Here is a 25,636-nt window from a genome sequence, read left to right as displayed (position 1 = left end):
CTGCCGGGGCCGCGTCCGGTCAGGGTCCTCCCCACGGAACGCGACTGGTTCCCGACGGACCGATTCGTGTCATCTTTCCTGGAATAATCGAGCGAACCGACTGACGGGCCCTAGACGAAAGGACGGAGCCGATCGACGGTCGAACATGTATGAGTGTTCTTTCTCGTAATCATATCGTTCAGTAAAATGATTAGTTCTCGACCGGAAAGTGTTAGTCCCTGGTGTGTCCCATATCAGCTATGGTATTACCCGAGGGGTTCGTCGTCCCGCCGTGGTACCTCCTGGTTCCGGTCATCGTGGTTCTCGCCGGTGTCATCGCGCTGCTGTGGACGCTCGAGCCGCCGGTGACCGACCGGACGGTTATCGCGTTCGCACCGTGGATGATGTTCGGCGCGACGCTGCACGTGCTCTACAAGATGGCCGCGTTCCCGGCGAGTATCGAGCCGCTGTTTACCGCACCGATGGTCTACGCCGTCACGGCGGTCCTCGCCGGACTCGTCTGGATCGTCGCCGTGTTCCTCCACGTCGGCGGGCTCCAACGGACGACTCACCGGTTCGTCGGCATCGCCGGAACGGCGTTTTTCTCGGTCTTCGCGATGTTCGCACTGATTCGCAGCTTCGAAGACGGGACCTTCGAGCCGTTCTGGCCGGTGATCTCCGTCGTCGTCGCCGGTATCGTCACCGCGATCACCTGGGTCGCAGTGAGCCTCTGGTTTACCGATATCGCCGCGACCACGAGCGCGACGGGCGCGCTCGTCGTCTTCGGGCACACCCTCGATGGGGTCACGACTGCGGTCGGCTACGACGTCCTCGCGGCCGGCGAGACCGTTCCGGTCTCGCTGTTGCTCCTCGAGGCCGGCGCGGCCCTGCCGACTGCCGAATACGTCGGGGCCGGCTGGCTGTTCGTCCTCGTCAAGGTCGTCCTCGCGGTGGTCATTCTCGGGCTGTTCCGGGAGTACGTCGACGAACGGCCACAGCAGGCCCGAACGATACTCGCGCTCGTCGCCGCGGTCGGGCTCGGGCCGGCCGTTCACAACACGCTGTTGTTCACTGTGGCCTGAGACGGCCTCCTGTCCGTCTGAATCACGGGCGTGGCCGAGCACTGGCACCGCCCGGCTCCAGAAGTCCCGTCGCCGGGCACGGCCGACCCTCGCTGGCCCGGAGTCCACCCACATTTTTGCCCGGTGGGGCCGTCCCCGAACTCGTAGGCGATGAATCAGGTCACGGTACTTACTGCCGGCCACGTCAACTGGGACGTGACCCTTCGCGTCGATCGGCTCCCGGAACCCGACGGCGAAGCGTCGATCCGCTCACAACGCGGGTCCGGGGGTGGCAGCGCCGCCAACGTCGCCGCCGCACTCGCCGGCCTCGAGGTCGAGACCGGGCTGATCGGCAGCGTCGGTGATGACGACAACGGCCTGCTCGCCCGCCGGGAACTCGAGGGCTCGGGGGTCTCCCTCGAGGGGCTCCGCGTGGTCGAGGGGGCCGAAACGGCGGTCAAGTACCTGCTCGTCGACGAGACGGGGTCGGTCGCGGTGCTCGGCAACGACGGCGTCAACGAGGCCGTCACCCCTGGGGACCTCGAGCCGGCTCGGATTCGAGCGGCCGACCACATCCACCTCACGGGACAACGCCCCGACACCGCCGCTGCGATCGCCCGGGTCGCGAGCGAGGCGGGAATCACCGTCAGTTTCGATCCTGGCCGCCGGCTCGGGGACCGGGACTACGGCGACGCGCTCGCACTCGCCGACGTCGTCTTCGTGACCGATCGGGAAGCCACGGCGCTCCTGGAGACCGATCCGATAGGCGGGGGCGTCGACGACCGGCTCGTCGTCGTCACGTGCGGTGCCGATGGCGCGGAAGCGTACACGCCGGACGGCACCGTCGTCCACGCGGGATTCGACGTCGAGCCGGTCGATACGGCCGGTGCGGGCGACGCCTTCGCCGCGGGGTTTCTCGCGACGTGGCTCGAGGACGAGGCTATCGATCGTGCACTCGCGTACGGGAACGCCTGTGGTGCGCTGACCGCGAGTCGTGCCGGTGCGCGGAGCAGGCTGACAGCCACGGCGGTCGAGCGCGTTTTCACGGACTGATTCCGACCACACCCTTCTTGTACGCCGCGTAACTCCCGGAAATCACCGCTGTCGTGTGGTTCTCACCCGGTGCTGTCTGACGGTAGTTATATTGGCGGGGCCGTTGCCCACTCGAGTGAACAGTCACGATTCCGTGACTGAGAGACATGACGGAAGGAAGGGTAACTCACTCCCACGGATGTGGCCACGGACGGCCCGTCCGATACGAGCGACGATCGGACGAATCGCCGAGTATCGCCGCTGCAACCGCACTGGCTCAGTATTACGGTGACGACGTCACTGCGGCCAGTACGCAGTTGTACGACTACATCGACCCCGACGCACTCGACAGCCTCTTCGCCGAGACGAACCGCGGTCGGTCCAGATCGACGGGGATCGTCGAGTTCGAAATCGACGACGCGACGGTCACGGTCCGACCCGATCGCGTCGAGGTGTGCCCGGTCGAGTGACCGACGATCGGACCGTCGACCGGCGGTCGGACGCGGCGGTCGGGTGGTATCGAGGATCGGTCGCCCCGTAGCGCTTCCTCGAACCTTTTTTCTCGCCGCCCGCGGAACGCGACGGTATGGCGACCCAACCACACCTGCTGGTCGACGACGGCGATCTGACGGATATCGCGCTCATTCCGGGCGATCCGGGACGGGTCGATCGCATCGCCGACCACTGCGACGAGTCGACGACGATCGCACAGAACCGCGAGTACAAGGTCGTCAACGCCACCTACGAGGGCCGAGAGCTGACGATCTGTTCGACGGGGATCGGCTGTCCCTCCGCGGCGATCGCGATCGAAGAACTGGCCGCCGTCGGCGTCGAAACGTTCGTTCGCGTCGGAACGACCGGTGCGCTCCAGTCGGAGATCGAGATCGGCGACATGATCGTCGCGACCGGCGCGGCGAAAAACGAGGGGACGAGCAAGCGCTACGAAGCCGTCGAGTACCCCGCGGTGCCGGACTATGACGTGTTGTCGGCGCTCGTCGACGCCGCCGAAGCGAACGACGAAGACGTCCACGTCGGGCCGATCGCGTCCGACGACGCTTACTACGCCGAGACTGACGACGCCGTCGACGACTGGGAAGCCGCCGGTATGCTGTCGGTCGAGATGGAAGCCGCCGCGGTCTTCTCGCTGGCCCGCCGCAAGGGGTTGCGCGCCGGCGCGATCTGTACCGTCGACGGCAACCTCGTCGAAGGCACGCAGAAGGGAACCGACACTGAAAACGACGAACTCCCCGAGAAAGCGAAGAACAACGTCGGCCGCGCGATCGACCTCTCGCTCGAGGCCGCGACCGAACTCTGAGGGCTCCGAACCGGACTCGAGTTGCTTCGCTCCGGAGCGTCCGAACAGTCGGTCGCACGGCGACCGGTTAGTCGGCCCCTCGAGCGCGAGTGCCGATTCTCGAGAGCGCCACGGACATTCCCGAACGCGTCACGTACTCGCCGGCTGCTTCCCGAGCAGTACTGACTACTCCTCGGTGAGCCGTTCCGCCAGCGTCGTCGTCCGGTCGGTCAGCGTCTCGGTCGTCTCGGTCGCCTCCTGGAGGCCGTCGTTGATCGTCGCGAACAACCGGTCGAACGCGAGGGGGCCGTCGTCGCTCTGCCAGGTCGCCGTCTCGCGGGCCGCGAGCCCGCAGGTCCCGCAGGTATCCCCCTCGAGGGGGTCGAAACAGCCGTGACAGCGCTCGAGGCCTGTCGCGACCGTTTCGCACAGCGTGACGACCTCACGGAGGGTCGACTGGAGCGCGGCCGCGGTTTCGGAAAACTCCTCGAGTGCGTTCCGAACGTCGGGCGCGTCCGCGCCGTCCTCGAGCGTGGCGAGTCGCTCGAGGCGGGCGTCGACGACGTCGAGGGCCAACAGGAGGTCGCGGCGGGTCCGGCGGTACTCGGCTACCGATTCCTCGACGTCGGTGTCGGAGCCCTCCTCGAGGGCCGACTCAAGGGTTTCGGGGAACGACGTCGCCAGCGATGCGAAGGCGGCCACCTCCGAGATGGTCGTCCCCTGGAGCCGGGTGGTTTCCCGGACGAGCCGGAACAGTTCGTCGCTGTCGATCGGCTCGGCCGACGGTTCGGCGTCGAGGGTCGTGAAACACTCCCCACAGACGGTGACGAGCCCACTCTCGTGGACGTCGCCCTCGAGTGGAACGTCGCCGACGGGGACGATCCGGAGCGTCGCCGGTTCGTCGTCGCCGCCGACGGTTCCGCAGTGGCGACACGTGGATGCGTCGCGGTCGAATACGGCGGCTCGGTCGGCGCGCCAGTCGCGTGCAGTCACGGCCGAGGCAAGACAGTGTGGCGACAAAAACGCTCCGACAGTCCGCCGACGAGGGGTGCAGGCGGGAACTGGCACGAAACACTAACTCACAGCCGCCCATACACTCCCGCATGGGCGACACACCGGACGACGCGGAGCAGGCGGCGGAATCCGATGGGAATCGAGCGGCGGAATCGGGCACGGCGGAGTTCAGCCTCGAGCGGGGGTACGATCGCGACGAACTCGCTGCCCTCTTCCGGGAGTTCGCGACCGCCTTCGAGAGCGGGCGATCGGTCCAGGTACGCGGCGACGAACGGACGGCCACCGTCGTAGTCCCCCAGCGGGTCGTCGCCGAGTTCGAAGCCGAGCACAATACCGCCGTCGAACCGCCGGTCAGTGAACTGGAGCTCGAACTCGAGTGGGACGACCCGGAGGGCTCGAGCGTGCGGATCACCGACCATGACGACGAGACGGCCCAGGGACGCGAGCAGGCCGACGCCGCGGAGGCCGATCCCGAAATGGCGGTGCTGCCACTCGAGGGACTCGCCGACCGCGGTTCCGCTGCCGCCATCGACGTGGACGAGGCGGCGGACGGACCCGCCGAGACGGGGCGCGATACGGACGCCGAGTCGGCGGGCGGAGAGCAACCGAGCGACGCCGGTCGAACCAGCCGCTTCGAGGTTTACGAGGACAAGGGGGGACAGTGGCGCTGGCGGCTCGTTCACTGGAACGGAAACATCGTCGCCGACAGCGGCGAGGGGTACGCGTCCCGATCGAACGCCGAACGCGCGGCGCGGAGCGTGATGCACAGCGCACCGACGGCGTCGATTCAGCGCCTCGAGTAGCGGCCCGGGCAGCGGTCGCCGAACGCGCTCTCGGTCCTCACACTCGCCGAAGAATCACGATTCGCGTCCGAGCGGAACGATCCGTGTTGTGCCGGGTGAGCGACGCGGGGCTACTCGGTGACGACGATCTCGCCGGCCATCTCGGCACCCTCGTGGGGAATACAGAAGTACTCGTAGGTCCCTGGCACCTCGAAGGTGTGTTCGAACGTTTGGCGCGACCCCAGTCGGCCGCCGCGGTCCTCCCAGGCGTCGTATGCGGCTTCTTGGCTCTCGTAGCCCCCCGATGCGAAGTACTCGGCTTCGTCGGGAATCAGTCCGTCGTAGGCCGTGACGGTGTGGTCTGCCTCGCTCGTGTTCTTCCAGATGACCGTGTCGCCGACGGCCACCTCGTAGGACTCGGGGAGGAACTCGGTGCGATTCATCCCGATGTGGCACTCGTCTCCGCTGCAGGGATCGTCCTCGAGAACGCTGAGCGCGGACGAACAGCCGGCCAGACCGGCCGAGGCTGCGGTTCCGACGGCGGCGAGATAGACGCGCCGGTGCATAGAAGCCCCTTGGGAGAGTGATGGTATAATCGCCCCGGTTCACTCCTCGAAACTGGGAACGCTCCGAAAACGAAAACACGTAAGGTAGCTCCCCGTCGAATCCGCGATATGCTCCCCCGGTTCGTCGGTCGGCTCGGGGTCGCCGACGCGGTGACGATCGCCAACGCCGCGCTGGGATTCGTCGCCGTCGTCATCGCGGCCGTCGACATCGAACTCGCCGCCCGGCTGATCCTCCTGGCGGCGATCGCGGACGGCCTCGACGGTATCCTCGCGCGCCGCTACGGCGGTACCGATGCCGGCCCCTATCTCGATTCGCTCGCGGACGTGGCGTCGTTCGCCGTCGCCCCCGCAGCCCTCTCGTTCGTCGTCGTCACCGACGGCTTCGCGGTTCGATACGACACACTCACACCCGAACTACTGCTCGCCACCGCGGTCTGTGCGCTGTTCGTCGCCATGGCCGTCACTCGTCTGGGGATGTACACCGCCTACGACATTTCGGGCAGTTACACCGAGGGCGTCCAGACGACGCTGGCCGCGACGATACTCGGTGCGGCGATCCTCGCCGGCGAGACTCGGCCGTGGCTCGTGCTCGCGGTCACCGGCGCGTTCTGTTACCTGATGGTCTCGCGGATCCAGTACCCCGATCTGCTGGCTCGAGACGCCGGGATCATGGGCGTTATCCACGCGCTCGCGATCCTCGTGCCGAATTTCGCCGGTCGGACGTTTCCCTACGCCCTCCTGACGCTCGGACTGGCGTACATGACGCTCAGCCCCTGGCTCTACTGGGGCCACCGGGAGCGGCTGTCGGAGGTCGACGTGCATGGAAACGCTTAGGGCCGTGCTGACACGATAGTGGCGTATGTACACTGTCACGCGTCGGCGTCGTCCCCGGGTGGTACGATGAGCGAGGACGAGGCGAACGGTGACGATGCGGCCACCGAGGAGGACGCGGAGGAACAACCCGTCGATCTCGAGGCCATCCGCGAGCGCCTCGCGGCGCTTTCCGACGATCTCGAGGGACTCGACTCGACCCTCGAGGCCGCCGAGACCGAGGCCGACCTCGACGTCGTCGAGGCCGACCTCGAGTCGTTCCGCGCCGAACTCGAGAGCGTCGAGGTGCCGGAGCCACCGGAAACCGACGAAGACGAGGAGGAAGACGAAGAGCCCGCTCCCGAGGAGGAGCTACAGGACCAGTACGACGAGATCGAGAGCGACCTCTCGGATCTGGAGTCCGACCTCGAGGACCAGCGCGGACCCTACGGTGAGGACGTCGTCGGCGAGATCGACGGCGTCAGCGGGACGATCACGGACACCCGCTGGACCGAGGAGGGCAACGCCGAACTGATCGAGGCGGTCGAGAACTTCCTCGACGAGCTAAACGACCTGCTGGGGAGCACCGTCGCGCTGGTCGAGGAGGGCGAGACCGTTTCCGACCAGCTCGATGCGACCCTCGATACTGCGGCCGATACCGTCGAAGACGCCGCACTCGACGCGGACGACGATGCCGAGACGATCGCCGGCCTGCTCGAGGCGACCGGCGACCTCGAGTCCGACGTCGACGACGCGACCGAGTGGACCGACCTCGAGATCCGCGAACAGCTCCGCCGCGAGGGTTACTACGACGTACTCGACCACGTCAAGGACTTCCCGCCGGAGTGGCACGCGCTCAAGGTCCACGAGAAGCAGGGCAACGTCGACATGATCCTCCTCGCACTGGAGACCTTCGACTCCGACTTCATGGAGGAACACTGCATGGAGGCCTTAGAGCGGATGGGACCCGAGGAAGCCATCGACCCGATGCTCCAGAAGGCCAACCGCCGCGACCAGGCCGCGATGCGAATCCTCGGAAAGATCGGCGTCGACGACGAGGAGGTCGTCGACACGCTCGTCGACTACGTCGACTCCAACCCGAACCTCCAACAGCCCGCGTTCCGCGCACTCGGCGAGATCGGTGCCGAAGACGCGGTCGAGCCGATCGCCCAGCAGCTCGTCGCCGAGGAAGCCGACATCCGCAGCTGGGCCGCCCGCGCGCTCGGCCTGATCGGGGATACCCGCGCCATCGACCCCCTCGCTGACGCCCTCGCAGACGACGAGTCCGACCGCGTCCGGGCCAGCGCCGCGTGGGCGCTCAACCGCATCGGCACCCAGGACGCCCTCGAGATCGTCGCCGACTACGACGACGACCGCGCCTACCTCGTCCAGGCCGAAGCCCAGAGCGTCGACCTCGAGCCCGCAGCCTGACGATCGTCCCGGAGCGGTCCGTTCGGCTGATTATTTCGACTGGACCGACGGTAGGGGTGCCGATAGGAACGGTATCGCCGCCACCGTCGCTCCAGAACGACACAGCCACGTGCGGTGGCGCGCACTGTGGCGCGGTTCGCCGATGGCGAACCGCGGAACGAATCTGCGCGAGGGATGAGCGAAGGAGCGGAGTGACTGAGCGAATCGGCTGGGGAGGGCGTGGCGATTCCGTGTCGCCAGTACGAGCAGGACTCCGTTTGCATCGTTCTCGAGCGTTCCATTGGTTCCGCCTCTCCAGTTTCCGGCTCTCCGTATCGGTCTCGAGAGGGTCGACCCACAGCTGCACCGCCACGACGGACTGGGTCCGATATTTTAAGTACCGAAAGGCGGCCAGAGGGAGCGATGGATCACCGACGGGCCGCCCTCGTTGCCGTCCTCATCTGTCTCGTCAGCAGTACCACGATACTCGCGGGGTTTGCAGTCGCCACCGGCACCTCGATCACCGACCAGCCCAGTGCTCGAGCCACCCCGAGTGGCGACCTGAACGCGACCGCCCTCGCCTGTCCGCCGCAAGCGAACCACACGAACCAGACCACCACTGACACACCGAAGGAACCGCGTATCGTCGCCCTCGCCCCGAACCCGCCGACCGACGAAAACGCCGGCGAGTTCGTCGTCCTCGAGATCCCACCCGACACCCGGCTCGAGAACTGGACGCTCACTGACGGCCACACGACGGCACGGCTCCCGAACGAGACGGTCTCCGACCGTATCGCGCTGAGTACGTCCCCGAACGCCACGGAACGGCTGACTGACACTCCGGTTCTCGGGCTCGAGGGGCACCTGCAACTCGCGAACGGCGGCGACGATCTCCGGCTCCGAAACGCGACGACCACGATCGATTCGGTCTCCTACGACCGCGCGCCACCCGCGGAGCGATGGTACCGGACGGAGGCCCCGTCCGTCGGGGCGAACGGCACCACCAGCGGGCAGTGGTGGCCCGACGACGCGACCTGTCTCCCCGTCTCGAGCGCCGCCGTCGACGAGGCGACGGCGTTCGTCCTTCCGGACACGCCGCGAGTCCCCCGAGAAACGATCCGGAACGCCGACGAGCGGCTCCTGCTCGCGGGCTACACCGTCACCTCCGAGACCATCGCCGCCGACCTCGTAGACGCGGCCGAGCGCGGCGTCGAGGTCGCGGTGCTCCTCGAGGCGAGCCCGGTCGGCGGCACGCCGGCACCGACCGCGGCCGTCATCGAGACGCTCGTGGAGGGGGGTGTCGACGTCCGGGTGATCGGCGGCGAGGACGCGCGCTACCGGTATCACCATCCCAAATACGCCGTCGCCGACGACCGCGTGCTGGTCACCAGCGAGAACTGGAAGCCGGCGGGCGTCGGCGGCGAGAGTAGCCGGGGGTGGGGCGTCCGACTCGAGGACGAGGCGATCGCGAGCGATCTCGGGAGCGTTTTCCGAGCCGACTTCGAGGGGCGGGACACGACGGCGGGGACGGCCTATCGTGCGAACACCTCGTTCGTCGACGGCGAGCCGGACTTCTTGTCATCCGATGCCGAAACCGAATATCCGACGAACCACGAGCCGGCGACGGTCCCCGTCGACTCGGCCGAACTGCTGCTCGCACCGGACAACGCCGATCAGCGGCTCCAGCAGCTACTGGCCGACGCCGACGACGAAATCCTCGTTATCCAGCCGAGCATCGCCGCCGACGTATCGCTGCTCGAGGCGACCGTCGAGGCGGCCCGCCGCGGCGTCGACGTTCGGATCCTACTCGGATCGGCGGAGTACAACGCCGACGAAAACGAGGCCCTGGCCGCCGATCTCGAGCGGACGGCCGAGCGAGAATCGCTCCCGCTCGAGGTCCGCCTCGTCGAGGACACCGACCGCTTCGAGAAGATCCACGCGAAAGGGATCGTGATCGATCGGGAGACGGCAATCGTCGGCAGTGCGAACTGGAATTCGAACTCGCTCGAGAACAACCGCGAGGTACTCCTCGCGCTCCACGGCGAGGAGATCGCGACCTACTACGCGGACGTGTTCGAGGCCGACTGGTCGGGTGACTCCTGGTCGGTCCCGATCGGGTTCGGCGTCGCCGTCGCCGTCGCCCTCGCCGGGGCTGCGATCGTCGGCCGACGGTACGTTCGGTTCGGTGATGGGGACCCGGCCGATCACACCTGAACGGACCTGCCAGTGCTCCGAACGAACGGACAGGAACCCCGACTACACGTGGCGGTACAGCATATCGCGGGATTCCCATCGGTCGTTCTCGTGTTCGTTCCACGAGAACGGTCCTGCGGTAGCTACGCGAGAGGATAGGGAGTCAAACGGCGGGCGTGACGCGTCGGGTTTCCGACTCGAGCGTTCGTCGGCCGCGGGACAGTGAGCGACCCGTTCGATCTTATAGGTACGGCTAAACGTCTCCCGGTCTTCGTCTCGGCCATGAAACAGGCCATCGTCGCTCGAACGGACATCGGCATGGGACAGGGAAAACTCGCCGCACAGGTCGCCCACGCGTCGCTGTCGGCCTACGAGAAGGCGGACAGGCAACTGCAAGACCAGTGGAAAAGCGGCGGCCAGAAGAAGGTCGTCCTGAAAGGAGAGAGCGAACGCCAACTGTACGAACTCTCCGAAATCGCCGACCGGGAGGGGATTCCCAACGCCGTTATTCGGGATGCCGGCCACACGCAACTCGAGCCCGGGACCGTCACCGCGCTTGCCGTCGGGCCGGCGGCCGACGACCGTGTCGACAGCGTGACGGGCGAACTCTCGCTGTTCTAGCTGTTCGAAATCGGACGGCGCGGGTAAACCGAGACCGACGAGATGCGGGAGGAGGCGGTGAACGTTCTAGTCCGAGCGGTAGCCGCGGGGTTCCTCTCTGACGGCAGATTCCTCCTCGGAGAGGGGGACGTCGGTCGGAACCGTCGGGAGCCGCGAACGGATGTCGATCGATTTGCTCCCCAGCACGGCGAAGCCGGCGAAGATCGTCAGGAAGCCGACGATCGCAACGCCGCCGATCGTCTCGTCGAGCAGCGCCCAGCCGCCAAGCGTCGAGACGACGGGGACGACGTAGAAGATCAGGTTCGCGCGGATCGCGCCGGCGGTGTCGAGCAGGCTGAAGTAGGCGATGTACGCGAAGACGCCGGCGAAGATGCTGACGTAGGTCAACGCCAGGACTGCCTCGGAGGTCCACGAGATCGCGGCCATCGATTCGCCGCCCGACCAGGCCAGCAGGTGACACAGCGCCGCGCCGAATGGCAGGCCCCAGGCGACGCGAACCGTACTCGAGAGGTCGCTGTCGGCCCGCCGGATCAATACTGCGCCGAGCGCGGCGGTGACTGCGCCGGTAAAGAGGATCCCCTTGCCGAGGGCACCGCCGAGCAGGTTCGCCGGATCGGGGCTGACCACGAGGCCGACCCCGAGCAGGCCCAGGCCCATCCCGGCTGCGCCCCGCGGAGAGAGGCGCTCGTCGGAGAGCAAGAGCGCGGCGAACACCGGCGTCATGATCGGGTTGAGGCTGTAGATAATCGAGGCCACGGCGCTCGAGACGTACTGCTGGCCGACGAACAGCAGGGCGTTCGTCAGACCGATCGCGAGCACGCCGGTTGCGAGGATGCCCGCAACGTCGCTACGAGTCCGCGGGAGCAGGTCCGACCGCGACGACGTCAATCCGACGTACGTCAGCATGACGACGGCGGCAACGTCGAATCGGAAGGCAACGAATAGCAAGGGTGGGAAGTAGGCCAATCCGGCCTTCGTGGCGACGAACGTGCCACCGAAGAGCAGACTCGAGAGGGCGAAGAAAACGGCACTGCGACGGGAGAGCATCTATGCCGTCACCCCCGTCAGAATCGTGTGCGCCGAGCCGAGATCGGCCGACGCGTGAATAGCGGAATGCATCGTACTCCATCATAGGAACTGCGGGGTTATAGTTTCGTTCAGAAAATATTTCACAGCAAGAAAGCGCGACGAACTGGGAAACCGTCGCGAGTCGGGAAAGTCCGGCGAGCCGCGAGGCTGCTGCAGACCATGAAAGTGTTTCACGCTGCGAAAACGGTTTACCGCGGCGGCGACGACTGGCCGTATGGAATCGGCACTCGAGGAGATCGAGTTCCTCGCACTCTCGTCGAACCGCGTCGAGGTGCTGGGACTCCTCTCGGAGGAACGGTACACGCGCAACGAGCTGGCGACGGCGACCGGTGCCTCGCAGGCGACCCTGGGCCGGATCCTCGGCGATTTCGAGGATCGATCGTGGATCCGTCACGACGGCAGCGAGTACGTCGCGACCGCGACCGGCCGATTGGTCGCAACGGGGTTTACCGACCTCCAGGAGATCCTCGAAACCGAGGCGAAGCTCCGCGATATCGTCGACTACCTGCCGACCCACGCGATGGACTTCGACCTGCGGCGGCTCTCGGACGCGACGATCACCGTTCCCAGCGCGACGCGACCGAACGCACCGCTGGGACGACTGCTCGACTTCCTGCGGGACGGCGTCGACGTCCGAACGTTCTCGCATACGTTCAACGAACAGACGCTGCGCGTCGTCCGGGAGCGCGTGACCGCCGGCGACCAGCGGTTCAAGGGCGTTTTCGGTCGCAGCGCCATCGACGCGCTCGCGGACGAATCGGGACTACGGGGCCAGCTCGAGGCACTGCTCGACGCCACCGACGCCGAGATCAGGGTCCGCGAGGAGGGCGTCCCGATCGCGATCATGATCGTCGACGAGGTCGTCTATCTCCTCTTGCGCGACGAGAACGGCATCTTGCGAGCCTCGGTCGATACCGACGACGACGCGGTCAGATCGTGGGCCGAGGACTCGCTCGATCACTACTGGCGGACCGCGACGCCGCTCGAGGCCGAGACGCTCTCCGAGTGAGTCGATCGAGCAGGGGCCACTCGACCGTGTCAGATCGTCACCGGTTCGGACGGTACCGGTGTCGCAGTGACCGCCTCGAGCGCAGGCACAGGGCGGACGACGGCGGGTAACTCCCGTTCGATCGTGATCGACGCTGGTTCGGGCTGCGTTTCCTCCTCTCCCGTTTGCTCGATGACGTACTCCTGGCCGATCGTCGACGCCTGCAGGTTTTCGACCGGCGCGTGGTCTTCGGTCAGTACTGGTACGTCGTCGGTATTGGGCTCGCTCAGCGTGGTGTCGATCTCGCCGCTCAGATCGATCCCCAGATCCCGATTCTCGTTTCGCTCGGCGAGTTCGGCTTCGGTGAAGTCAGTGTCGGCTTTCGTGGCGACGACTTCGATGTTCTGGACCGAATTCCAGTTCGACGTGCGGTAACTGTAGGTCGATGGAAACGCCTCGTCGATGGTCTTGTACTGTGCCCGATAGAAATCCGAGCCCGCACCGCTGGGTGCGGAGATCACGTTCGCGAGGAACACGCCGTCGTCGGTCAGGCGCTGTTCGGCCAGTTCCATGAACTCGAGTTGGGTTAGATGGATCGGCACCTGATCCTTCTGGTAGGCGTCGAGGACGATCACGTCGTAGGTCCGGTCGGTATCCCGGAGGAACTGCCTGCCGTCTTCCGTGTGGACGGTCAGGTTCTCGCTTTCCTCGAGTCGGAAGTGGTCCTTGGCAGCCCTGGTCACCTCGGGGTCGAGTTCGGCGACGTCGACGTTGACGTCGTACTTGCGCTCGTAATCCTTCGGCCCGGTGTAGCCGCCCCCGCCGATGAACAGGACGTTCTCGACCTCGGCGGGGTCGTCGACCATCAACATGGGGATGTGGAAGTACCGCGTGTACTCGAAGACGTGCCGGTCGGGTTCCTCGAGGTCCATCGCGCTGTGGCGAGCGCCGTCGAGGTACAACGTTCGTTCGTCCCCGTCGTCGATGACCTCGAGTTCCTGATAGGCCGTCTGCGTCTGGTAGACGACGTCGCCGCGATGGTCGAACGCGACCGGGCCGATGCCGGCCGCGACGACGAGCAACAGCACGATGGCGACGCTGGCAGCCGCCGGTTGCGGCATGAGGGTCGGAAGCGTGAGCGCGAACGCGGTACCGACGAGGATGAACCCGAACAGGAGACCGATCATGTCGATCCCCAGCGTCGGGATGAGGAAGTACGTGGTCGCACCGGCACCGACGATACTGCCGATCGTACCGAGCGCGTAGACGTGGCCCGAGGCCTCGCCGATCCCCTCCTTCTGGGAGAGTTCGGCCGCGTACGGGCTGATGAACCCCAGCAGGTAGGTCGGCGGGCCAAAGAGGATGAGAACCGCGGGGAGCGAGGCGTACCGGGCCGGTAACGGCATCGCCGACGCCGAGAGCAGCAGTTGGTCGCTCGCGTAGATCACGATCGCGACGTAGCCCGCCGTTCCCAGCATGATCCAGCTCATTCGCCGGTTCGATGCCGTCTTGGCCCGTTTGCCACCTTGCCAGTAGCCCAGGCTCAGCGCAGCGAGAAAGACCGTGATGATGCTGCCCCAGGTGTAGATGCTGCTGCCGAACTGCGGGGCGATGATCCGGCCCGCGAGAATCTCCAGGCCCATACTGGTGACGCCGGAGACGAACACCGCACCTTCGGGTTTGGTCGGCCGGTAGGCAGTCAACTGCCGCATGCTCATTACGCGGACAAAGCGGTCCCGCGATGAGAACCTGTCGCCTCCCGGTGTCCGTTTCCGGTTCGGGGACGGCTTCCGTCGACCGGCACTGGGAGCGCTCACGTCCACGGTGAGACGTTCGATACCGAGTGACGGGAGGGGGACCGAGTTCGATCCCTCGAGTAAACCGAACGGAGAAGTTATCGAACCAGAATGTAATGAAAACCTACTTGTATTGCCGGGAAGAAATGCGGCCTGTATGCCACAGTGTCCCCGCCGTACCCTCCTTGGGAGCATCGGCACGACGATGACGATCGCGCTGGCAGGAAGTACCGTCGGCGCGACGCAGACGGACGACCAGTCCGATGGCAGTTCCGAGTCGCCGGCGCTCGATACCCTCCTCGAGTACCTGCCGGCCTCGATCGCCTCGGACTCCCTCGCGGTGACGACGATAGACTTCGAGGAGCGACGAGTAGCCAACGAACCCTACGAGCCCCGTCCCAACACCGGCGGGTTCGGGATCGACCGCGAATCCGTCTCGAAGCAGGCCCTCGTCTACAGTACCGGCGACGACTACTCGAGGCCGATCACCGTCCTCGCCGGCGATTTCGACCTCGAGAGCGAGGGCGAGACCCGCGAGACCGACGGCGGCGTCGAGTACGAACGCCACGAGAACGATCGGGAGCAGATCGCCGCCGTTACCGACGACATCGTCGTCCTCGCCGAAGACGACGAGACGATCACCGATGCGTTCGCTGCAAGCGCGGGCGATTCCGAACGCCTGCTCGAGGCCAAACCCGTCATCGACGAGGGCTTTTCCGTCTTCGACGATGCCGATGCCGGCTACAGCGTCCACATCGGCGACGACTTCCACCTGCCAAGCACCAATGAGGAAGTCGCCGTCGAGTACGCGGTCCGGGCGATGAGCGTGCTCGGTCCGGATACGATGGAGATGAAACTCGCGATTTCGTTCGAGGACGAGTCCGTCGTCACCGACGAACTGGTCGAGTCCCTCACCGGCGAACTGTCGTACATGGCGACGGACGACCCCACGGTCGAGGTCGACGGTGAACTCGTGACGGTCGTTACCGAGCGCGACCTCGCGGCCGAACGGGCCGTCCGCGAACACGAGAGTCCGGGTAGTCTCCGGGTCGAGCGGGACGTCGACCTCGACGACGACGTCCTCGAGATCGAGGTCGGACGCGGCGACCCGACCCCGATCGAAGATCTCACCCTCAAAGTCGACGACGAAGAGTACGACCGCGAGATCTGGACCAACGGCCACGGAACGCTCGAGGAAGGCGACACCATCGTCATCGACATGGACGACGTCGAGCCGAACCTGTCGATTACCCTCGAGCACGATCACGAACTCGGCTCGAGTTCGAGCGGAACGCATGTCCTCAGCCACTTCAAGTTCGAGTTCGACTACGACGTCGACGCCGGCACCCTCGCCGTCGAATACGCCGACGACTTCCCCCTCGATGGGGACGAGGTCTCGATCGCGGTGTACGGCGAGCAACCGCCCTACCGTCACGACGAGGAGGGTCCCGAACCACGGACGACCGTACAGCCATGGACGGGCGAGACCATGAGCACGGGCGACGAGGCGACCGTCGACGACGTCGAACCCGGCGACATCGTCCTCGTCTGTTGGGATGGCACGAGTCACGAGGACAGCATCGGGTACTTCCGTGCCCGGCCGCCGGGTAACGTCCGCTTCGACTACGAGTTCGAGAGCAAGACGCTCTCGGCGACCCTCAAGTTCGAGGACGACGCCGAACGCCCGGCCGACGAGTACGAGCTGTTGATCGACGAGGAACCGGCGGACACGCAGTGGGCCGACGAGAGCGACACGGTCTCCTCGGGATCGACGATCGAGATCGACGACGTCCAGGTCGGGACCGACGTGACCGTCGTCTGGGGCGACGACGACATCCAGATGGGCTGGACGAGCCCCCGACCACAGATCGAACTCGAGTTCGCCGAGGACGGCACCGCGATCGAACACGTCGGCGGTGATTCGTTGCCCGCCTCGGAACTCACGCTCCACGTCCGTGCGAAAGACGATTTCGGCGAGATCGACGTCGGTGAGAAGATCGACGGCGAGTTCGAAGAAGGCGATACCATCTCCGTCGACATGGACGACATCCGGTATGCAACGCTCCAGTACGGCGATACCCGGTCGATCGGCTACGTTCATTCACGGGACTAACGAGCGTTCGAATCGATCGTCCTCGTGTAGCTATCGCGGCGGTCTCCGGCGGGCGACGACGCCACGCCGGCCCCGAATCACCCTCGGCGTCAGTTACCGCCGATACTCCCGATTTCGGTTTCGTTAGTTCGTCGTGATGACTTCGATCACGTCTCGAGACTCGACTTCGTAGTCCTTGCCCAGTTGGCGGTTCGTCCGGCAGTCGATCGCGTGGAGGAAGCCGTCGCCGATATCGGAGTGGAGGCTATAGGCGAAATCCTCCGCGGTCGAGTTCGGCGGGATCAGGTAGCAATCGGGCAAGACCTCGCCGCGTTCGTTCCCCAGTCCGTTTGCGCCGCCGGGGAACACGGGCGTAACGCCGAGGACGTCGAAGAGGGCGGTCTCGAGGGCCGCCTGCACGCCCGTCGCGCCGAACTCCGCGAGGAAGTCCCGGATCTTCTCTAAGCCCTGTTCCTGCTCGCCGGAGACGTCTCCCGTGATCTCGAACTCCCCGTCGCCCGGCCGGTAGTCGACGACGCCGGCCTTGTCGGCCGACTTCAGGGCCTTCTCGGCGTGGGCGCTGCAGGGAACGATCGTCAGGTGGTCGTAGTCGGGATCGCTGGCGATCTCCTCGTAGTTCGCTTGCGCCTCAGGGGTGTCCATCTTGTTCGCCGCGATGACCATCGGCTTGGTCTCCTTCCGGATCTCGCGGGCGAGTTCGAGCTGGTCGTCCTCGTCCCACGCCGCGGGGTCGAAGCCGACGTCGACGCGTCGAATGAGGCGCTTGATCTCGTCTTCGCTGGTCTTGAACGCGCTCATCTGTTCGGCGAGTTCTTCCTCGATGGCGTCGTCTTCGGTCGTGTAGCCGGTCTCGTAGCGTTCGATCCCCTTCTCGAGAACGCCCAGATACCACTGGTCGAGTTCCTCCTCCAGGAACGCGATATCGTCCCGCGGGTCGTGGCCCTCGGTGGGTTCGCCCTCGGCGTCCGTTTCCCCCGAGAAGTCGACGACGTGGACGAGCACGTCGGTCTCGTTGAGGTCGGAGAGAAACTGGTTTCCCAGCCCGTTGCCCTCGTGTGCGCCGGGGATCAGCCCGGCCACGTCGACGAGTTTCGTCGGGACGAAGCGGGTCCCGTGGTCGCAGTAGCCAACCGACGGCGTGCACTCCTCGTCGAATTCGGGTGCCGCACAGTCGACGCGAGCGTAGGCCTCGCCCACGCTCGGGTCGATCGTCGTGAACGGGTAGGCCCCCTCGGGTACGTCGTTCATCGTCGCTGCGTTGAAAAAGGAGGACTTGCCGACGGAGGGTTTGCCGACGAGCCCGATCCGGTAACTCGTACTCATTATCGAGTCCTCGTGTGGCCCGCCTAAACGGGTTTCTGTCCGCTGCTGGAGTGGTATGCGTGGACGTAGCAAGTCCGTGTGGCCGACTCGAGCGCGTCGACGCGAACCGTCGAATCGCACTCGAGCCCGCACAGCCGCTGTCCCGGTTAGACGTGCGTCGGCGGCTCGGCCGCCGTTTCGATGTCGAGTTCGTCTGCGACGTCGGCCAGGCGGTCGCCCTTGACCTCCGCACTTCGCCAGCCGATTTCGGCGACCAGCGGTGGTTCGAACTCGGAGCGAATCGTCTCGAGACGTTCCGCTTCCGTCTCGACGCGCTCGCGGAGGTAGCGTGCGCCGCGGCCGTCCTCGTCGGGGTCGGGCGACGGCGTGAGTTTGTTGGCGACGAGACCCCGCACCGAGAGATCTTTCTCTCGGAGGGTGGCAATCGCGCGTTCGGTCTCGTTCAACGAGAGTTCGTCCGGGTTCAGGACGAGGAAGAAGGCGGCGTCGTCGTGCAGCGCCGAGTCGGCGAACTCGAAGAACGCCTTGCGCTGCTGGAGTCGGGCGAGGACGGGATCCCCCTCCATCACGCGGCGCGGTTCGTTGTTTCCGACGGCGGCCTTCTCGAAGAGGTCGATGCTCGTCCGTCGCTTGTGCATCAGCCGGTCGATCCAACTCTCCAGCAGATCGGGGAGACCGAGTAGCCGGAGCGTGCTCCCCGTCGGCGAGGTATCGAAGACGACGCGGTCGTAGGGGTCCGCGTTCCGCATCACGTCGACGAAGCGGTCGAACAGCGCCGATTCGTACGCACCGGGGGTTCCGTGTGCCATCTCGAGTTGGCGGTTGATCTCGTTGACCATCGACGCCGACACCTGCTCGGAGAGGTCCTGCCGGATCTCGTCTAAGTGACGGGTCACCTCCTCGTCGGGATCGATCTGCATGGCGTCGAGGCGGTCGATCCCCTGGACCGATTGCGGAGCGTCGTCGAACGGCTGGTCGAACACGTCGGTGACCGAGTGGGCCGGGTCGGTCGAGACGACGAGCGTCCGCTGGCCGTCCCGCGCACACCGGATCGCGTACGCACACGAGACGGTCGTTTTCCCGACGCCGCCCTTGCCGCCGAAGAAGACGAACGGCTCCATCAGAAGTGATACTGCTGTCCCTTGCGTTCGAGATACGTTCCGCGGTCCCACAGCCGCCGCTCCCACGATTCGAACTCGTCTTCGAGGTAGGGCAGCAACTCGGCGGTGTAGTAGGAAACCGGCGACGGGATGCCGAAGGCGTCCGGGAAACACGCCAGAATGAACGCGTCTTCGGTGTCCTCGGCTTCCTTCTCGATCTTCTCGTAGGCCGGATGCGAGACCATGCCGTGGTAGAGGCCCCGCAGCCACTCCTCGAGTATCTGGCGGAACGCGTCGATCCGATCGGCTAGGTCCATGCCAGTATCTGTGTATCGAACGCTAAAAACCCTCGTGGCTCGCTTTCAAGGCGCTCCGATCCCAGTGTTGGGCTATGATGACGGACACGGACGGGGAGATTCCGGTGACGATCCTCTCGGGGAGCCTGGGTGCCGGCAAGACGACGCTGCTCAATCACCTGCTCTCGAGCGCCGACCGGACGCTGGCGGTGCTGGTCAACGACATGGGCGAGGTCAACGTCGACGCCGAACTCGTCGCCGACGGGTCGGAGCTCGACGTCGACGACGGCGTCGCGGAGCTCTCGAACGGCTGTATCTGCTGTGAGCTTCAGGACGACCTCGAGACTGCCGTAGTCAGGCTGGCCCGTGATCGGTCGTTCGATCACCTCGTCGTCGAGTCCTCGGGGATCTCCGAACCCGCCCCCGTCGCGCGGCTGTTCACCACCGAATCCCGGGTCGCGGCGCTCTACGACGTCGACACGCTCGTGACCGTTCTCGACACGCCCGCGTTCCTCGAGGCATTCAGCGGCGAGGGTACACCGGAACGGCGGGGAGACGAGGACGAGCGGCCGCTTTCGGACCTGCTCGTCGAACAGGTCGAGGTCTCGAACCTCGTCTTGCTCAACAAGGCCGATCTGTGTTCGGACGCGGCGCTCACGGAAGCCGAGGAACTCGTCCGTGCGCTCCAGCCGGAGGCCGAGACGATCCCGACGGAGTTCTCGGCGGTCGATCCCGATCGGCTACTCGGCGCCGGCCTGTTCGACCCCGGCCGTGTGAACGACCTTCCGGGCTGGAAACGAGCGCTCGAGTCGGCCGACGGCGAGCACGGACACGACGAGGACGGCGACCATCACGGCCACCACCATCCCGACGAGGTGTACGGCGTCACCTCGTTCGTCTACCGGTCTCGCCGGCCGCTCCACCCCGAGCGGTTCGCTACGTTCCTCCGAAACCTCCCGCGGGCGATCGTCCGCGCGAAGGGGACTGCTTGGATCGCCGACACCGAGATGCGAGTCTCGATCGCGCAGGCCGGGCCGTCGGTCAGGGCCACCGCACAGGGGCCCTGGATCGCGAGCCTCCCCGAGGTCGAGCGCGACATGTATCGGTCGAACCGCCCGGACCTCGAGTGGGACGAGGAACACGGCGATCGCCGGACCGAACTCGTCTTTATCGGAACTGACTACGACGAGGCGGCGCTCCGGTCGGCGCTCGAGGACGCGCTCGTCACCGACGCGGAGCGGGAACCGGCGTTCGACGGCCCCTTCCCTACCGAACAGGGCGAGGAGGTCGTCATCCGTGAGCCCTGATCAACACGCGCAGTCGCGGCCCGTCGAGCGCTCGAAGCGCATCTCGGTGCCACAGTCCGGACAGACCGGTTCGCCCTCGAGTTCGACGTCCCTGATCCGGACGGCGCAGTCGTCACACCAGTATGCGCCCTCGGAGCCGTCGTCGGGCCGGCTCTTCGGCGCGGGTGCAGAGAGGGCTGTCTTCATCGAATCGATGAGTCCCATGATCGATCGTTCGTCGGTGACCGTATTAATAGTGTGTGACTGTGTACCACAACTACGAACCGATCGGCCAGTACCGCACGGAGGGTCCTATCCCATAACTAACGGAACGGCGAGCCCGAGGATGAGCGCCGTGAGGATCGGGATGAGATAAAACAGCCGTTCCGCACGGGCGGTCGACGGGACGGCTCCGGCCATCTCCGGACAGAACGTCCACACCTGTCGATAGAACGCGACGACGGCGGCGACCGCGAACAACCCGGCGGACGCGCCGATCGCCGTCTCGAGCGACAGGCCGAGGGCCCGTCCGTACAGGGGACCAAACGACAACAGGAGCATGAAGCTGAGGCCGACGACCACGAGAAACGGGACGGGATCGACCTGGGAGCCGTGGCGGTTTCGAAGTCCCATAGTCGTCAGTCGCTCTCGAGCGGTAAAGAGCTAAGTGGCGGTGCCGTCGTTCCCCTGTATGAGCGATGGCGATTCGGAACGCGACGGGTTCGAGGCGGGTGTCTCGTCGTCGCAGGGCGATCCCCGCGTCTTGCTCGCGATGAACGCCGTGCTGTCGACGCTGTTCGCCTGGACGATCGTCTGGGGACTGTCGTATCTGGGGGCTATCGAGTTCGGATTCGTCAACGTCGCGACGGCTGCGATCGTTCTCTTCGCGATGACGTATCTCGTGACGATGTCGTGATGACGGCACCGCGAACGGTCGACTGCAGGGTCGAATCCGGCCGTGTAATCCGATTCGACTCTGCAGTACAGGCGTGGACTGCCACTAGCGGCGATAGATGAGCCGCTGGCCGACGTCGTCGAGATACTCGGTAACGCGTCCGGCCCACGCGCCCGGCGAGACCCGCCGGAGCGTCTCGTCGTCGACCTCGATGGCGGCCTCGCCGAACGGATTCCGGCTCTCGTCGCCATCGTCCGCCTCGTCGGACGACGAGGCGACGTCGACGACCGTCGACATGGAACACCGGCCGCAGGTTTCGGTTTCTCTCCCTCCCATGTGTGTGATCTACACGCTAGTTCGTCTCCGACGGCTAAAACCTACCGACTGACTCGACGAGTTACGACGCTCTCGGCCCATCCCGGTCCACCGACGATTATTTGACACCCCGACGGTAATCGATGGTATGAGAGAACGGGTCACGGGATCGGCCCGACCGGAACCCAAACGGAACTGCGAACGACGAGTACGGGTCGACAACACAGGATGAGCGACAAAGTGACGCCGGCGGAGCTTCCGGCAGAAATCCGCGAGGCGGTCCCCCACTGGGACGACGAGTACCTCGACCGGGTCTCCGATCGATTGATGTACAACTACGACCTCGAGAAGGACCGCCGCGTCGACGGCGAGCGGTGGGACCTCTACGGGGAGATGCGCGTGCGCAGCCAAAAGCAGTTCTTCCATCCCGCGTTGAGTTACGCCGATCACGAGGCCGAAGAGTACCTCTTCGCCCGGCGCGAGTCGCGTCCGACGGTCGCGCAACTCGAGGGGTTCGTCGAGTACGGTCACGAACTCGCCGACGAGCGCGTCGTCCCCGACGAGGAACACTTCGGGACGGATTTTACGTTCGTGCTCGTCACAGAAGAGCTACCGGCTGCGGTCCGCGAGTTCGTTTCCGGCTTCCGCGACCGAACGTTGCTGAAGTTCGGCTATCACGGCCACTACGAGGTGAATCTGGTCGTCGTCGTTCCCGAGCGCCAGGAGCGAGTCGCGAGCGAGGTCGCCACCGTCGCCGAGGCGTTTACCCTCTGGGACGACGTGACGACCCCCGAGGAAGGTCTCATCTCGCGGTTCGCAAAGCGGTTTTGGCGATAACCGACGGCCCGGTGATCGTCGACGGCACTGCCGAGGTCGGTTCGATCCTGCCGACAGTTGCAGGGAGGGGGAGGACGTGCGTGCGTCACCGTACAGAGGGGAAAGCGGTGTGTGCGTCACCGCGAATGGCCGGTTCCACACGACACCGTCCGACAGCCGAGAGGACGATGCGAGCCGGTAGAGAGACGACCGGTTCCGATGGGTCGGTCCCGGTGTTGATCATTCGTTACGATTCGAGATGGCATCCTGACGATCCGTCGCATAGAATCCGAGTTTTCGGACGAACAGTCGCCGAGTACTACGGCTATCAGAGAAATAGCTTCCTAGCGTGCGGGTCAGAGTTTCCGGTACAAAAAATTATTTTTGCTATAGGAGACCGTATCCAATTGGATACGAAACCGTTATCAGTCATACGACCCACTGTCCAGACGACAGAACACTATGGCACGCCTCGAACTCAACAATCTGCATGCGGAAGTGGCGGAGGGCGACGAGACAATTCTCGAGGGCGTCGATCTCGAGGTCCAGTCGGGCGAGATCCACGCGCTGATGGGACCAAACGGCTCCGGGAAGTCGACGACCGCGAAAGTCATCGCCGGCCACCCGGCCTACGAGGTAACCGAGGGCGAGGTCCTGCTCCACCTCGAGGACGAGGAGTTCGGAGAGGACATCGAGATCGACGAGGACCAGCGCACCTGGAACCTGCTCGACCTCGAGCCCAACGAGCGCGCCGCACTCGGCATCTTCCTGGGCTTCCAGTATCCCGCCGAGATCGAAGGCGTCACGATGACGAACTTCCTCCGAACGGCGCTGAACGCCAAGATCGAGGAGCGCGAGGAACTCTTCGAGGACGAGGAGGTCGAGGAAGAAGACGACGACGAGGGCTTCGAGTCCTCGCCGATGGAAGGCCCCGCTGACGAGGGCGAAATCGGCGTCGCCGAATTCCAGGGGATCCTTCAGGAGAAGATGGAACAACTGGAGATGGACGAGAAGTTCGCCCAGCGCTACCTCAACGCCGGCTTCTCCGGCGGGGAGAAGAAACAGAACGAAGTGCTGCAGGCCGCCATCCTCGAGCCCTCGATCGCCGTCCTCGACGAGATCGACTCCGGGCTCGACATCGACCGACTGCAGGACGTGTCCAACGGGATCAACGCCCTGCGCGACGAGCAAGGCACCGGGATCCTCCAGATCACCCACTACCAGCGCATCCTCGACTACGTCGAACCCGATCACGTCCACGTGATGCTCGACGGCCAGATCGCCAAAAGCGGCGGTCCCGAACTCGCCGAGAAACTCGAGGACAAGGGGTACGACTGGGTCCGCGAAGAGGTCTACGGCACCGCGTAACCGGATTCGACTAGAACAACCGTAATAACGCTACAGCCGTAAACACAACTACATCAATATGAGTTCCGATCAAGATCACCTGAAAGAGACAGACACTGAGGCCCGGTTCGAGTTCAAGAAGGAGGAGAACGCCGCGGTCCGATCCGGCAAAGGCCTGACCGAGGAGGTCATTCGCATGATCTCCGAGGACAAGGACGAGCCCGACTGGATGCTCGAGCGACGCCTCCGCGCGCTCAAGCAGTACCACAACATGCCGATGCCGTCCGACTGGCCCGGCATGCCCGATCTCTCCGAGCTTGACGTCGAAGAGATCATTCCCTACATCCGCCCGGACGTCGACAAGCGGGAAGGCGTCGACGACTGGACGGAGCTTCCCGACGAGATCAAGGACACGTTCGACAAGTTGGGCATTCCGGAAGCCGAGAAGAACGCCCTCTCGGGCGTCGGCGCCCAGTACGAGTCCGAGGTCGTCTACCAGAACATGCAGGAACAGTGGGAGGAAAAAGGCGTCATCTTCTGTAACATGGACGAGGCCGTTCGGGAGCACCCCGAGCTCGTCAAAGAGCACTTCATGACGACCTGCGTGCCGCCGAGCGACAACAAGTTCGCCGCGCTGCACGGGGCCGTCTGGTCCGGTGGGTCGTTCGTCTACGTTCCGGAGGACGTCACCGTCGAAATGCCGGTGCAGGCTTACTTCCGAATGAACTCGGAGGGGATGGGCCAGTTCGAGCACACGCTCATCATCGCCGAGGAAGGGTCGGAAGTCCACTACATCGAGGGCTGTTCCGCACCCAAGTACGGCACCCACAACCTCCACTCGGGCGGCGTCGAGGTCTTCGTCGGCGAAGACGCTCACGTGCAGTACTCGACCGTCCAGAACTGGTCGAAGAACACGTTCAACCTGAACACCAAACGCGCCATCTGCGAGGAGAACGGCACGATGGAATGGGTCTCGGGCAGCATGGGATCGAAAGTGACCATGCTCTACCCGTGTACGATCCTCAAGGGTCGCGGCTCGACCGACACCCACATCACCATCGCCCTGGCGGGTGAAGGCCAAGACATCGACACCGGCGCGAAGGTCTACCACAACGCGCCCGACACCAGTTCGACCATCGAGTCCAAGTCGATCTCCAAGGACGGCGGCCGTACCAACTACCGTGGCCTCGTCCACATCGCCGACGGTGCCGAGAACGCGAGCACCGCCGTCGAGTGTGACGCGCTGATGTTCGACAACGACTCGACCTCGGACACCATGCCGTACATGGAGATCGAGGAGTCGAAGGTCGACGTCGCTCACGAGGCGACCGTCGGCAAGATCGGCGACGAGGACATCTTCTACCTCCAGTCGCGCGGACTGGACGACGACGACGCCAAGAAGATGATCGTCGCCGGCTTCATCGAACCGATTACGGAGGAACTGCCGATCGAGTACGCGGTCGAACTCAACCGCCTCATCGAACTCGAGATGGAGGGGAGCCTCGGATAA

General features: G+C 65.2%; 26 protein-coding genes. 16 read left to right on the top strand and 10 right to left on the bottom strand.

Annotation, left to right across the window (positions count from 1 at the left end; translation table 11 throughout):
• The first annotated feature begins 239 nt into the window (after nt 1-239).
• The 4 genes from CP557_RS13420 to CP557_RS13405 all read left to right on the top strand — a co-directional run bounded on the left by CP557_RS13420 (nt 240) and on the right by CP557_RS13405 (nt 3,387).
• A complete protein-coding gene (locus CP557_RS13420) occupies nt 240-1,061 on the top strand; it encodes a DUF63 family protein (RefSeq protein WP_097380374.1) in 822 nt (273 codons plus the stop codon).
• A gap of 150 nt (nt 1,062-1,211) precedes the next feature.
• Nucleotides 1,212-2,093 (top strand): carbohydrate kinase family protein, encoded by an 882-nt coding sequence (locus CP557_RS13415; protein WP_097380373.1) that lies wholly within the window; start codon nt 1,212-1,214, stop codon nt 2,091-2,093.
• 146 nt (nt 2,094-2,239) lie between these two features.
• A complete protein-coding gene (locus tag CP557_RS13410) occupies nt 2,240-2,542 on the top strand; it encodes a HalOD1 output domain-containing protein (protein ID WP_097380372.1) in 303 nt (100 codons plus the stop codon).
• Nucleotides 2,543-2,658: 116 nt separating this feature from the next.
• Nucleotides 2,659-3,387 (top strand): nucleoside phosphorylase, encoded by a 729-nt coding sequence (locus CP557_RS13405; protein WP_097380371.1) that lies wholly within the window; start codon nt 2,659-2,661, stop codon nt 3,385-3,387.
• Between the two features lie 165 nt (nt 3,388-3,552).
• On the opposite strand, the gene CP557_RS13400 is transcribed toward CP557_RS13405, so the two are convergent.
• The gene (locus tag CP557_RS13400) at nt 3,553-4,359 is read right to left on the bottom strand and encodes an HNH endonuclease (protein ID WP_097380370.1); all 807 of its coding nucleotides are present in this window, start codon (nt 4,357-4,359) and stop codon (nt 3,553-3,555) included.
• A gap of 110 nt (nt 4,360-4,469) precedes the next feature.
• Between CP557_RS13400 and CP557_RS13395 the strand changes: the two genes are divergently transcribed.
• The gene (locus tag CP557_RS13395; protein ID WP_097380369.1) at nt 4,470-5,183 is read left to right on the top strand and encodes an amphi-Trp domain-containing protein; all 714 of its coding nucleotides are present in this window, start codon (nt 4,470-4,472) and stop codon (nt 5,181-5,183) included.
• Nucleotides 5,184-5,293: 110 nt separating this feature from the next.
• On the opposite strand, the gene CP557_RS13390 is transcribed toward CP557_RS13395, so the two are convergent.
• Nucleotides 5,294-5,728 carry a cupredoxin domain-containing protein gene (locus CP557_RS13390; RefSeq protein ID WP_097380368.1) on the bottom strand — a complete coding sequence of 145 codons (435 nt, stop codon included), beginning with the start codon at nt 5,726-5,728 and terminating at the stop codon, nt 5,294-5,296.
• Between the two features lie 108 nt (nt 5,729-5,836).
• Between CP557_RS13390 and CP557_RS13385 the strand changes: the two genes are divergently transcribed.
• The 4 genes from CP557_RS13385 (at nt 5,837) to pth2 (ending at nt 10,762) form a co-directional block, all read left to right on the top strand.
• Nucleotides 5,837-6,562, top strand: a complete 726-nt coding sequence (locus CP557_RS13385) for a protein sorting system archaetidylserine synthase (RefSeq protein ID WP_097380367.1) — start codon at nt 5,837-5,839, stop codon at nt 6,560-6,562.
• A gap of 66 nt (nt 6,563-6,628) precedes the next feature.
• The gene (locus CP557_RS13380; RefSeq protein WP_097380366.1) at nt 6,629-7,969 is read left to right on the top strand and encodes a HEAT repeat domain-containing protein; all 1,341 of its coding nucleotides are present in this window, start codon (nt 6,629-6,631) and stop codon (nt 7,967-7,969) included.
• A gap of 402 nt (nt 7,970-8,371) precedes the next feature.
• Nucleotides 8,372-10,162 (top strand): phospholipase D-like domain-containing protein, encoded by a 1,791-nt coding sequence (locus tag CP557_RS13375; protein ID WP_097380365.1) that lies wholly within the window; start codon nt 8,372-8,374, stop codon nt 10,160-10,162.
• Between the two features lie 261 nt (nt 10,163-10,423).
• Nucleotides 10,424-10,762, top strand: a complete 339-nt coding sequence (gene pth2, locus CP557_RS13370; protein ID WP_097380364.1) for a peptidyl-tRNA hydrolase Pth2 — start codon at nt 10,424-10,426, stop codon at nt 10,760-10,762.
• Between the two features lie 66 nt (nt 10,763-10,828).
• On the opposite strand, the gene CP557_RS13365 is transcribed toward pth2, so the two are convergent.
• Nucleotides 10,829-11,809, bottom strand: coding sequence for a DMT family transporter (locus CP557_RS13365; RefSeq protein WP_097380363.1), 981 nt, complete (start codon nt 11,807-11,809; stop codon nt 10,829-10,831).
• A gap of 256 nt (nt 11,810-12,065) precedes the next feature.
• On the opposite strand from CP557_RS13365, the gene CP557_RS13360 reads away from it, so the two are divergent.
• A complete protein-coding gene (locus CP557_RS13360) occupies nt 12,066-12,860 on the top strand; it encodes a helix-turn-helix transcriptional regulator (RefSeq protein ID WP_097380362.1) in 795 nt (264 codons plus the stop codon).
• Between the two features lie 29 nt (nt 12,861-12,889).
• Here CP557_RS13360 and CP557_RS13355 read toward each other — a convergent pair whose 3' ends face one another.
• Nucleotides 12,890-14,557, bottom strand: a complete 1,668-nt coding sequence (locus CP557_RS13355; protein WP_097380361.1) for a spermidine synthase — start codon at nt 14,555-14,557, stop codon at nt 12,890-12,892.
• Between the two features lie 235 nt (nt 14,558-14,792).
• Between CP557_RS13355 and CP557_RS13350 the strand changes: the two genes are divergently transcribed.
• Entirely contained in the window at nt 14,793-16,748 is a 1,956-nt protein-coding gene (locus CP557_RS13350; RefSeq protein WP_097380360.1) for a hypothetical protein, read from the top strand.
• A gap of 123 nt (nt 16,749-16,871) precedes the next feature.
• Here CP557_RS13350 and CP557_RS13345 read toward each other — a convergent pair whose 3' ends face one another.
• The 3 genes from CP557_RS13345 to CP557_RS13335 all read right to left on the bottom strand — a co-directional run bounded on the left by CP557_RS13345 (nt 16,872) and on the right by CP557_RS13335 (nt 19,488).
• Nucleotides 16,872-18,071 carry a redox-regulated ATPase YchF gene (locus CP557_RS13345; RefSeq protein WP_097380359.1) on the bottom strand — a complete coding sequence of 400 codons (1,200 nt, stop codon included), beginning with the start codon at nt 18,069-18,071 and terminating at the stop codon, nt 16,872-16,874.
• 146 nt (nt 18,072-18,217) lie between these two features.
• Nucleotides 18,218-19,192, bottom strand: a complete 975-nt coding sequence (locus tag CP557_RS13340) for an ArsA family ATPase (RefSeq protein ID WP_097380358.1) — start codon at nt 19,190-19,192, stop codon at nt 18,218-18,220.
• Nucleotides 19,192-19,488 (bottom strand): hypothetical protein, encoded by a 297-nt coding sequence (locus tag CP557_RS13335; protein WP_097380357.1) that lies wholly within the window; start codon nt 19,486-19,488, stop codon nt 19,192-19,194. The genes CP557_RS13340 and CP557_RS13335 overlap by 1 nt, the downstream gene beginning before the upstream one ends.
• Nucleotides 19,489-19,565: 77 nt before the next feature.
• On the opposite strand from CP557_RS13335, the gene CP557_RS13330 reads away from it, so the two are divergent.
• Nucleotides 19,566-20,774 carry a CobW family GTP-binding protein gene (locus CP557_RS13330; RefSeq protein WP_097381644.1) on the top strand — a complete coding sequence of 403 codons (1,209 nt, stop codon included), beginning with the start codon at nt 19,566-19,568 and terminating at the stop codon, nt 20,772-20,774.
• Here the strand turns inward: CP557_RS13330 and CP557_RS13325 are convergent, their stop codons facing one another.
• Nucleotides 20,775-20,978 carry a hypothetical protein gene (locus tag CP557_RS13325; RefSeq protein ID WP_097380356.1) on the bottom strand — a complete coding sequence of 68 codons (204 nt, stop codon included), beginning with the start codon at nt 20,976-20,978 and terminating at the stop codon, nt 20,775-20,777. It lies immediately after the preceding gene.
• A gap of 87 nt (nt 20,979-21,065) precedes the next feature.
• Complete coding sequence (locus CP557_RS13320) at nt 21,066-21,386, bottom strand: hypothetical protein (protein ID WP_097380355.1); 321 nt, start codon at nt 21,384-21,386, stop codon at nt 21,066-21,068.
• A gap of 58 nt (nt 21,387-21,444) precedes the next feature.
• On the opposite strand from CP557_RS13320, the gene CP557_RS13315 reads away from it, so the two are divergent.
• On the top strand, nt 21,445-21,669 hold the full coding sequence (locus tag CP557_RS13315) for a hypothetical protein (RefSeq protein WP_097380354.1): 225 nt from the start codon (nt 21,445-21,447) through the stop codon (nt 21,667-21,669).
• An 84-nt stretch (nt 21,670-21,753) separates the two neighbouring features.
• Here CP557_RS13315 and CP557_RS13310 read toward each other — a convergent pair whose 3' ends face one another.
• The gene (locus tag CP557_RS13310; protein ID WP_211290208.1) at nt 21,754-21,945 is read right to left on the bottom strand and encodes a hypothetical protein; all 192 of its coding nucleotides are present in this window, start codon (nt 21,943-21,945) and stop codon (nt 21,754-21,756) included.
• A gap of 246 nt (nt 21,946-22,191) precedes the next feature.
• Here CP557_RS13310 and CP557_RS13305 point away from each other — a divergent pair, with 246 nt between their 5' ends.
• The 3 genes from CP557_RS13305 to sufB all read left to right on the top strand — a co-directional run bounded on the left by CP557_RS13305 (nt 22,192) and on the right by sufB (nt 25,636).
• On the top strand, nt 22,192-22,800 hold the full coding sequence (locus CP557_RS13305; protein ID WP_097380352.1) for a hypothetical protein: 609 nt from the start codon (nt 22,192-22,194) through the stop codon (nt 22,798-22,800).
• Nucleotides 22,801-23,241: 441 nt separating this feature from the next.
• On the top strand, nt 23,242-24,147 hold the full coding sequence (locus tag CP557_RS13300; protein WP_097380351.1) for an ABC transporter ATP-binding protein: 906 nt from the start codon (nt 23,242-23,244) through the stop codon (nt 24,145-24,147).
• Between the two features lie 58 nt (nt 24,148-24,205).
• Entirely contained in the window at nt 24,206-25,636 is a 1,431-nt protein-coding gene (sufB, locus tag CP557_RS13295) for a Fe-S cluster assembly protein SufB (RefSeq protein WP_097380350.1), read from the top strand.

It is taken from the genome of Natrinema ejinorense, from assembly GCF_002494345.1.
GTDB classification, from domain to species: domain Archaea; phylum Halobacteriota; class Halobacteria; order Halobacteriales; family Natrialbaceae; genus Natrinema; species Natrinema longum.
Note: the sequence above shows the minus strand (reverse complement) of the source record. Positions and strands in the feature narration are given on the sequence as shown.

What these genes read in the sequence shown, in the direction of transcription:
- CP557_RS13420 (WP_097380374.1), top strand. Translation starts at nt 240, where the DNA reads ATGGTATTACCCGAGGGGTTCGTCGTCCCGCCGTGGTACCTCCTGGTT.
- CP557_RS13415 (WP_097380373.1), top strand. Translation starts at nt 1,212, where the DNA reads ATGAATCAGGTCACGGTACTTACTGCCGGCCACGTCAACTGGGACGTG.
- CP557_RS13410 (WP_097380372.1), top strand. Translation starts at nt 2,240, where the DNA reads ATGACGGAAGGAAGGGTAACTCACTCCCACGGATGTGGCCACGGACGG.
- CP557_RS13405 (WP_097380371.1), top strand. Translation starts at nt 2,659, where the DNA reads ATGGCGACCCAACCACACCTGCTGGTCGACGACGGCGATCTGACGGAT.
- CP557_RS13395 (WP_097380369.1), top strand. Translation starts at nt 4,470, where the DNA reads ATGGGCGACACACCGGACGACGCGGAGCAGGCGGCGGAATCCGATGGG.
- CP557_RS13390 (WP_097380368.1), bottom strand. Translation starts at nt 5,728, where the DNA reads ATGCACCGGCGCGTCTATCTCGCCGCCGTCGGAACCGCAGCCTCGGCC.
- CP557_RS13385 (WP_097380367.1), top strand. Translation starts at nt 5,837, where the DNA reads ATGCTCCCCCGGTTCGTCGGTCGGCTCGGGGTCGCCGACGCGGTGACG.
- CP557_RS13380 (WP_097380366.1), top strand. Translation starts at nt 6,629, where the DNA reads ATGAGCGAGGACGAGGCGAACGGTGACGATGCGGCCACCGAGGAGGAC.
- CP557_RS13375 (WP_097380365.1), top strand. Translation starts at nt 8,372, where the DNA reads ATGGATCACCGACGGGCCGCCCTCGTTGCCGTCCTCATCTGTCTCGTC.
- pth2 (WP_097380364.1), top strand. Translation starts at nt 10,424, where the DNA reads ATGAAACAGGCCATCGTCGCTCGAACGGACATCGGCATGGGACAGGGA.
- CP557_RS13365 (WP_097380363.1), bottom strand. Translation starts at nt 11,809, where the DNA reads ATGCTCTCCCGTCGCAGTGCCGTTTTCTTCGCCCTCTCGAGTCTGCTC.
- CP557_RS13360 (WP_097380362.1), top strand. Translation starts at nt 12,066, where the DNA reads ATGGAATCGGCACTCGAGGAGATCGAGTTCCTCGCACTCTCGTCGAAC.
- CP557_RS13355 (WP_097380361.1), bottom strand. Translation starts at nt 14,557, where the DNA reads ATGAGCATGCGGCAGTTGACTGCCTACCGGCCGACCAAACCCGAAGGT.
- CP557_RS13350 (WP_097380360.1), top strand. Translation starts at nt 14,793, where the DNA reads ATGCCACAGTGTCCCCGCCGTACCCTCCTTGGGAGCATCGGCACGACG.
- CP557_RS13345 (WP_097380359.1), bottom strand. Translation starts at nt 18,071, where the DNA reads ATGAGTACGAGTTACCGGATCGGGCTCGTCGGCAAACCCTCCGTCGGC.
- CP557_RS13340 (WP_097380358.1), bottom strand. Translation starts at nt 19,192, where the DNA reads ATGGAGCCGTTCGTCTTCTTCGGCGGCAAGGGCGGCGTCGGGAAAACG.
- CP557_RS13335 (WP_097380357.1), bottom strand. Translation starts at nt 19,488, where the DNA reads ATGGACCTAGCCGATCGGATCGACGCGTTCCGCCAGATACTCGAGGAG.
- CP557_RS13330 (WP_097381644.1), top strand. Translation starts at nt 19,566, where the DNA reads ATGACGGACACGGACGGGGAGATTCCGGTGACGATCCTCTCGGGGAGC.
- CP557_RS13325 (WP_097380356.1), bottom strand. Translation starts at nt 20,978, where the DNA reads ATGGGACTCATCGATTCGATGAAGACAGCCCTCTCTGCACCCGCGCCG.
- CP557_RS13320 (WP_097380355.1), bottom strand. Translation starts at nt 21,386, where the DNA reads ATGGGACTTCGAAACCGCCACGGCTCCCAGGTCGATCCCGTCCCGTTT.
- CP557_RS13315 (WP_097380354.1), top strand. Translation starts at nt 21,445, where the DNA reads ATGAGCGATGGCGATTCGGAACGCGACGGGTTCGAGGCGGGTGTCTCG.
- CP557_RS13310 (WP_211290208.1), bottom strand. Translation starts at nt 21,945, where the DNA reads ATGTCGACGGTCGTCGACGTCGCCTCGTCGTCCGACGAGGCGGACGAT.
- CP557_RS13305 (WP_097380352.1), top strand. Translation starts at nt 22,192, where the DNA reads ATGAGCGACAAAGTGACGCCGGCGGAGCTTCCGGCAGAAATCCGCGAG.
- CP557_RS13300 (WP_097380351.1), top strand. Translation starts at nt 23,242, where the DNA reads ATGGCACGCCTCGAACTCAACAATCTGCATGCGGAAGTGGCGGAGGGC.
- sufB (WP_097380350.1), top strand. Translation starts at nt 24,206, where the DNA reads ATGAGTTCCGATCAAGATCACCTGAAAGAGACAGACACTGAGGCCCGG.